The sequence below is a fragment of the Leucobacter soli genome (genome assembly GCF_042659205.1).
Taxonomy (GTDB): Bacteria; Actinomycetota; Actinomycetes; order Actinomycetales; family Microbacteriaceae; genus Leucobacter; species Leucobacter soli.
This window is the reverse complement of the sequence record NZ_JBHSRW010000140.1, coordinates 1-5,869: the sequence shown is the minus strand read 5'-3', so window position 1 is coordinate 5,869 and position 5,869 is coordinate 1. Positions and strand designations below refer to the sequence as shown.

Below are 5,869 nucleotides of genomic sequence, written 5' to 3'. Positions count from 1 at the left end.
GCGTCCGCCGCGAGGGCGCCGAGATCCACCGGCGTCGTCCCGTCGAAGCGGGCCACGTAGCGGTGCGCCGCCCGCGGCGGCAGCTGCGCGACCGATGCCTCGATATCGCTGCGGCTGTCGTGCCGCGCCGAGCGGACGAGCTCGGCCGTCACCGGGTGACGGGGAGCGCTGAAGATCCGCCAGGTCGGGCCCTGCTCGATGATCCGTCCGGCATCGACGATGGCGATGGCATCGGCGACCGATTCCACCACCGACATCTCGTGGGTGATCAGCACGACCGTCACGCCGCGCTCTCGATTGATCCGGCGGATCAGCTCGAGGATCGACCGCGTCGTCTCGGGGTCGAGTGCCGAGGTCGCCTCGTCAGAGAGGAGGATCTCCGGGTCGTGCACGAGCGCGCGGGCGATCGCGACGCGCTGCTTCTGCCCGCCGGAGAGGCTCGCGGGGAAGGCGTGCGCGAGGTCCGCGAGACCGACGAGCGAGACGAGGTCGGCGACCCGCCGGTCGATCTCGGCGGTGGGCACGCCGGCGAGCTTCAGCGGCAGCGCCACGTTCTCCCAGACCGTCTTCGACGCGAGCAGGCTGAAGTGCTGGAAGATCATGCTCGTGCGGCGGCGCAACCCGGCGACCTCCGAACGGCGCGAGCCGTCGACCGCCTCGCCGTCGATGACCAGGCGACCGGAATCCGGGACTGCGAGCAGGTTGATCGTGCGCAGGAGCGTCGACTTGCCCGCACCGCTGCGACCGATCACGCCGAAGATGCTGCCGCCGGGGATCTCGAGGTCGATGCCGTCGAGCGCCGTGTGCTCCCCCGCGCCCCGCACCCGGCGGAACGTCTTGCGGATCCCCTCCAGCCGGATGCTGCCGCGTGCGGGGGCCGATGCCCCCGCCGCGGCCGACGCATCGGCGCCGGCATCCGCTGCCGACGCGTCCGCATCAGAAGGCGACATCGATGCTCCCGTCGTACTCCTCCTCGATGAACTGGCGGACGGCGTCGGAGTTCAGGGCGCGGTCGAGCGCCTGGATGCGGGGGTCGTCCACCAGCTCGGGCCGTGTGACGAGATACTCGGCGTAGCGCGGGTTGCCCTTGTCGGTGAAGATCGCGCTGAGCGGATCGAGTCCCACGTCGAGCGCGTAGTTCGCGAAGACGAAGGACACGTCGACCTGATCGATCGAGCGCGCGAGCTGCGCGCCCTCGAGCTCCACGATGTCGAGGTTCCGCGGGTTGTCCGCCACGTCGTTCACGGTCGAGCTCGGGTCCCCGGGTGTCGCGAGCGCGATCAGCCCCTCCTGCTCGAGCAGGGTGAGCGCGCGCCCCGCGTTCACCGGATCGTTCGGGATCGCGATGGTCGCGCCCTCCGTGACCTCCGCGAGGCTCTGGAACTTCTCGGAGAAGGCGCCGAAGGGCTCGATGTGCACCGGCACAGTCGGCACCAGGTCGCTGCCGTTCTCGGCGTTGAAGTTGTCGAGGAACGGCAGGTACTGGTAGTAGTTGGCGTCGAGTTCGCCCGACACGAGCTGCGCGTTCGGCTGGATGAAGTCCTGGAACACGACGATGTCGAGTTCGATGCCCTCATCGGCGAGGATCGGCTTCACCACTTCGAGAACCTCCGCGTGCGGCACCGGGGTGGCGCCGACGACCAGCCGGTTCTCGGCGGGTCCGCCGCGAGGCACCAGCACGGCGACGAGGACGGCGATGACCGCGGCTGCGGCGAGCACGACCGCGGCGATCGTCAGACCCCGCTTCCTGCCCCTGGCGCGCCTCCGCGCGGACTCCTCGATCAGCGCCTGCGCGGCGGCGTCCCCCGACGGCGATGTCGCATCGCCGTTCTCGGGTCTGTTCTGCTCGGGTCTGTTCTGCTCGGGTCTGTTCTGATCCGCGTCGTTCGACATCGGTCCGCGTCCTCTCGCTGTGGGTGCGCATCGCCCGCCGGGCGCGCGTCGTTCGTCGCCCGCCGTGGGCCCGAAACTCACTGAATGCTAGGCGACCGACCGCACCTCACGCCGGTGAGCGAGTCACAGGACGAAACAATTGCAATCGCAGTCATAACAGGGCGACATGATTGATCGTATGGAAGACCTCCTGCCCAATGTGCGCTGGGGCGAGATCGCCGAGGCGCTCGGCGAGACGCTCGCCATGGTGTCGATCGCGCTCGTGTTCACCGTCGCCCTCGCGCTGCCGCTCGGCATCCTGATGTACCTGACCGGCAAGGGGCAGCTGCGAGCCAACCCGATCGTCTACGGCGTCGTCGCGTTCATCGTGAACATCATCCGCTCGGTGCCGTTCATCATCCTGATGATCGCCGTGCTGCCGTTCACCGCACTGCTCGTCGGCACGACCCTCGGCGTTGCCGGCGCCCTCCCCCCGATGATCATCGCCGCCACCCCGTTCCTGGCTCGGCTCGTCGAGATCGCGCTCCGCGAGGTCGATCACGGACTGCTGGAACTGGGCCAGTCCATGGCGGCCTCGACCCGCCAGATCGTTTCGCACATCCTGCTCCCCGAGGCCCGGCCGGCGCTCCTCGCCGCGGTCACGGTCACCGCTATCGCTCTGATCGACTACACGGCCATGTCGGGCGTGCTCGGCGGCGGCGGGCTCGGCGATCTCGCCATCCGCTACGGCTATCAGCGCTTCCAGACCGACGTGATGGTGCTCACGATCGCGCTGCAGATCATCCTGGTGCAGCTGATCCAGTTCCTCGGCGACCGGGCGGTCCACCGCTTCAGTCGGTCGCGGCGCGGCTGAGCTGCGAGGCCTCGGCGGCATCCGGGCCGGGCCCGTCGATCCGCACGGCGTGCGCCGGGTGGTCGGCGGCCGGTCGTGCCGATCCTCCGCCCAGCTTCTCCCGCAGCGTACCCGCCGCGTACTCCCGCTTGAACCGACCCCGGCGCTGCAGTTCCGGCACCAGGTGCTCGACGACCCCCTCCAGCGTCTCGGGCTGCACCGCCATCGCGAGGTTGAAGCCCGCTACGCCGGTCTCCTCGACGATCGTCTCCAGCGCGTCCGCGACGGTCGCCGCCGAACCGACGAGCACGGGGCCGTCCCCGCCGATCCGGACGTAGTCCGCTATTTCGCGCGGCGTCCACGTACGCGTCGGATCCGCGTCGCTGAACGCCGAGAGCGCGGATTGGATCGCGTCGCTCTCGAGCCCGGCCAGCGCCTCGTCCGGGTCGAGCCCGGCGAAGTCGATCCCGGTCCAGCCCGACATCAGGGTGAGCGCGCCCTCCGGCGAGGCGACCTCCAGGTATTCGTCGAAACGCCGCTGCGCCTCGGCATCCGTGCCGGCGACGATCACCGTCTGCTGGTTCAGCACCGGCGGCGGGGTCGTGCGGCCGGCGGCGAGGGCTGCCTCGTTCGCCGCGCGCACCTGCCGCCCGAGCACCGCGGTGCTGGGGGCGGCGACGAAGACGTGCTCCGCGTGACGGGCGGCGAAGGCGATGCCGCGGGATGACGCGCCGGCCTGGTAGATGACGGGGGTGCGCTGCGGCGACGGTTCGCTCAGATGGAAGCCGGGCACGGTGAAGAACTCGCCCCGGTGGGCGATCGGATGCACGCGCTCGGGGTCGGCGAAGACGCCGCGCTCCCGATCCTCGATGACCGCATCGTCCTCCCAGCTGCGCTGCCACAGCTTGTAGCAGACCTCGAGGTACTCCTCGGCGATGTCGTAGCGCCGGTCGTGGGAGACCTGGCCGTCGAGGCCGAGATTGCGGGCACCGGATCCGAGGTAGGAGGTGACGACGTTCCATCCGACGCGTCCGCCGGTGAGGTGGTCGAGCGTCGACATGCGTCGCGCGAAGGGGAACGGATGCTCGAACGATGTCGACGCGGTCACGCCGAAGCCGAGGTGCTCCGTGACCGAGGCCATCGCGGGCACCAACTGCAGCGGGTCGTTCACGGGGACCTGCACCCCGCCCGCGATCGCCGCCTCCGGGCCTCCCCGATAGACGTCGTAGCTGCCCAGCACGTCGGCGAAGAACACCGCGTCGAGCAGCCCGGCCTCGGCGGTGCGAGCGATCCCGAGCCAGTAGTCCAGCTCCGTGTAGCGCCGGCTGCGGTCGCGGCGGTGCCGCCACACGCCGGGCGACAGATGCCCCACCGTGTTCATCGTGAACAGGTTGAGGTGGATCCTCCCGGCGTCGCCCACTCCGATCATCGTGCCCTCACAGCCAGGAATGACGTGCGGGCAGCGTGCCGTTGAGCACGTAGTCCCCGATGGCGTGGGGCTTCCAGCGCACCGGATCGTGCAGGGTGTGCACGCGCGCGTTGCGCCAGAAGCGGTCGAGCCCCCGGCCGCCGAGCGTCGAACGGGTGCCGCCGAGCTCGAACAGTCGGCTCGGTACCTCGAGCGAGACCTCCGTAGTCAGGACCTTCGCCCGCGCGACCGCGATCGAGGCGGCCGCCACGTTCCGCTCGTCAGGCGCAGGCTTCGCGGTGTCGATCGCCCGGGCGGACTCGCGCAGCAGCGCCTCGGCCGCCCGGATGTCGATGTCGAGGCGGCCGATGGTCGCGAGCGTGAGGGGATCCTCCGTCGCCGAATCGACCTTGGCGTCGATCCAGGGCCGCGACTGCCGCGTCGCTTCGAGCGTCTCGCGGAACGCGCCGCGGGCGATGCCGAGGTCGATAGCCGCCGTGGTGATCTGGGCGAACGGGCCGGCGATGGTGGGGTTCTCGTACTCCCGGTACATCGGGAACACCCGGCTCGCGGGCAGCCGCAGTTCGTCCGCCACGACCGTGCCGCTCGCCGTCGCGCGCTGGCCGAAGCTCGACCAGTCGTTCACCACGGTCAGCCCGGGGGCGTCCTTCTCGGCGAACACCAGCAGCTCCAGGCCGCTCTCGTCGACTGCGAGCACGGGGATCCAGTCCGCGTAGATCGAACCGGTCGAGTAGAACTTGCGCCCCGTCACCACGACCTCGTCGCCGTCGCGCCGCAGCCGCGTCGCCAGCTCGCCGACGTTCTTGCCGCCGCTCTCGCTGAACGCGTTCGCGAAGCGGCTGCCCGCGAGCACGAGCCCGAAGAAGAACTCGTGCTGCTCGGGCGTGCCGCTGAGCCGGATGTCCTCGACGAGGCAGAAGTGGTTCTGGGGGATCTGCGCGAGCGAACCGTCCGCCTCGGCCACGATCGCGATGACCTCGGCGAGCGTCTCGGTCGAGACGTCCGCGCCGCCGTGCGCAGCGGGGATCGTGATCGCCCAGAGCCCCCGCTGCGAGAAGTCTTCGACGATGTCGCGCGGGATCTCCCGCTCGGCATCGATCTGCGGCGCGCGCTCGAGCACGGCGTCGCGGAACTGGGCGGCCGCCTCGAGCGCCTCGGCATCGGAGCGGATGATGTGAGCGGGCGATGACATGTGACGACTCCCTCGGTTCGGTCGGCGCTCGGAACGATAGGCGGCGCGAGGCCATGCCCAGCCTACGGAGGCCCCGCCGGGAGGCAGGGCAATAAGGCCGATTGTTACACGGGACGGCCGGGCCGGGTCAACCCCCGCTGCGCGAACGCAGTCTGGTAGAGCAGCACGCTCGCGGCCGTGGCCAGGTTCAGCGACTCGGCGGCGCCGTAGATCGGCAGGCGCAGCGCCCCGTCCGCCAGAGCGCGCTCTTCCGCGTTCAGCCCGCGCGCCTCGTTGCCGAAGAGCCAGGCGACGGGTCCGGCGAGCACGTCCGCGGCCGGATCGAGATCCTCGCCGTGCACATCGGCCGCGAGCACGCGGAGACCGGCCGCACGCGCGGCATCTACGGACGCGTCGAGGGTCGGGGCCACCGCCACGGGCAGATGGAAGAGCGACCCGGTAGTGGCACGGACCACCTTCGGATGCCAGGGGTCGATGCTCTCCCCGGCGAAGACGACCGCATCGGCGCCGGCGGCGTCCGCGG

Annotated in this window: 6 protein-coding genes; 1 reads left to right on the top strand and 5 read right to left on the bottom strand. The window is 70.6% G+C overall.

Annotated elements, in window-relative coordinates:
* Together ACFPZL_RS09035 and ACFPZL_RS09030 are read right to left on the bottom strand one after the other, a co-directional pair.
* On the bottom strand, positions 1-950 hold a 950-nt coding region (locus ACFPZL_RS09035; RefSeq protein WP_382335157.1), incomplete at its 3' end, for a methionine ABC transporter ATP-binding protein.
* Positions 937-1,893 (bottom strand): MetQ/NlpA family ABC transporter substrate-binding protein, encoded by a 957-nt coding sequence (locus tag ACFPZL_RS09030; protein WP_218113859.1) that lies wholly within the window; start codon positions 1,891-1,893, stop codon positions 937-939. The genes ACFPZL_RS09030 and ACFPZL_RS09035, both read right to left, overlap by 14 nt.
* Before the next feature lie 178 nt (positions 1,894-2,071).
* Here ACFPZL_RS09030 and ACFPZL_RS09025 point away from each other — a divergent pair, with 178 nt between their 5' ends.
* Complete coding sequence (locus ACFPZL_RS09025) at positions 2,072-2,746, top strand: methionine ABC transporter permease (protein WP_218113917.1); 675 nt, start codon at positions 2,072-2,074, stop codon at positions 2,744-2,746.
* Here ACFPZL_RS09025 and ACFPZL_RS09020 read toward each other — a convergent pair.
* The 3 genes from ACFPZL_RS09020 to ACFPZL_RS09010 all read right to left on the bottom strand — a co-directional run.
* Positions 2,724-4,154: an LLM class flavin-dependent oxidoreductase gene (locus tag ACFPZL_RS09020; protein WP_218113858.1), complete on the bottom strand. Its 1,431-nt coding sequence runs from the start codon at positions 4,152-4,154 to the stop codon at positions 2,724-2,726. The two genes, ACFPZL_RS09025 and ACFPZL_RS09020, sit on opposite strands and share 23 nt — an antisense overlap.
* 7 nt (positions 4,155-4,161) lie before the next feature.
* Complete coding sequence (locus ACFPZL_RS09015; protein WP_218113857.1) at positions 4,162-5,346, bottom strand: SfnB family sulfur acquisition oxidoreductase; 1,185 nt, start codon at positions 5,344-5,346, stop codon at positions 4,162-4,164.
* Between the two features lie 104 nt (positions 5,347-5,450).
* The coding region (locus tag ACFPZL_RS09010; RefSeq protein WP_382335153.1) for a TrmH family RNA methyltransferase at positions 5,451-5,869 on the bottom strand (419 nt) is incomplete at its 5' end.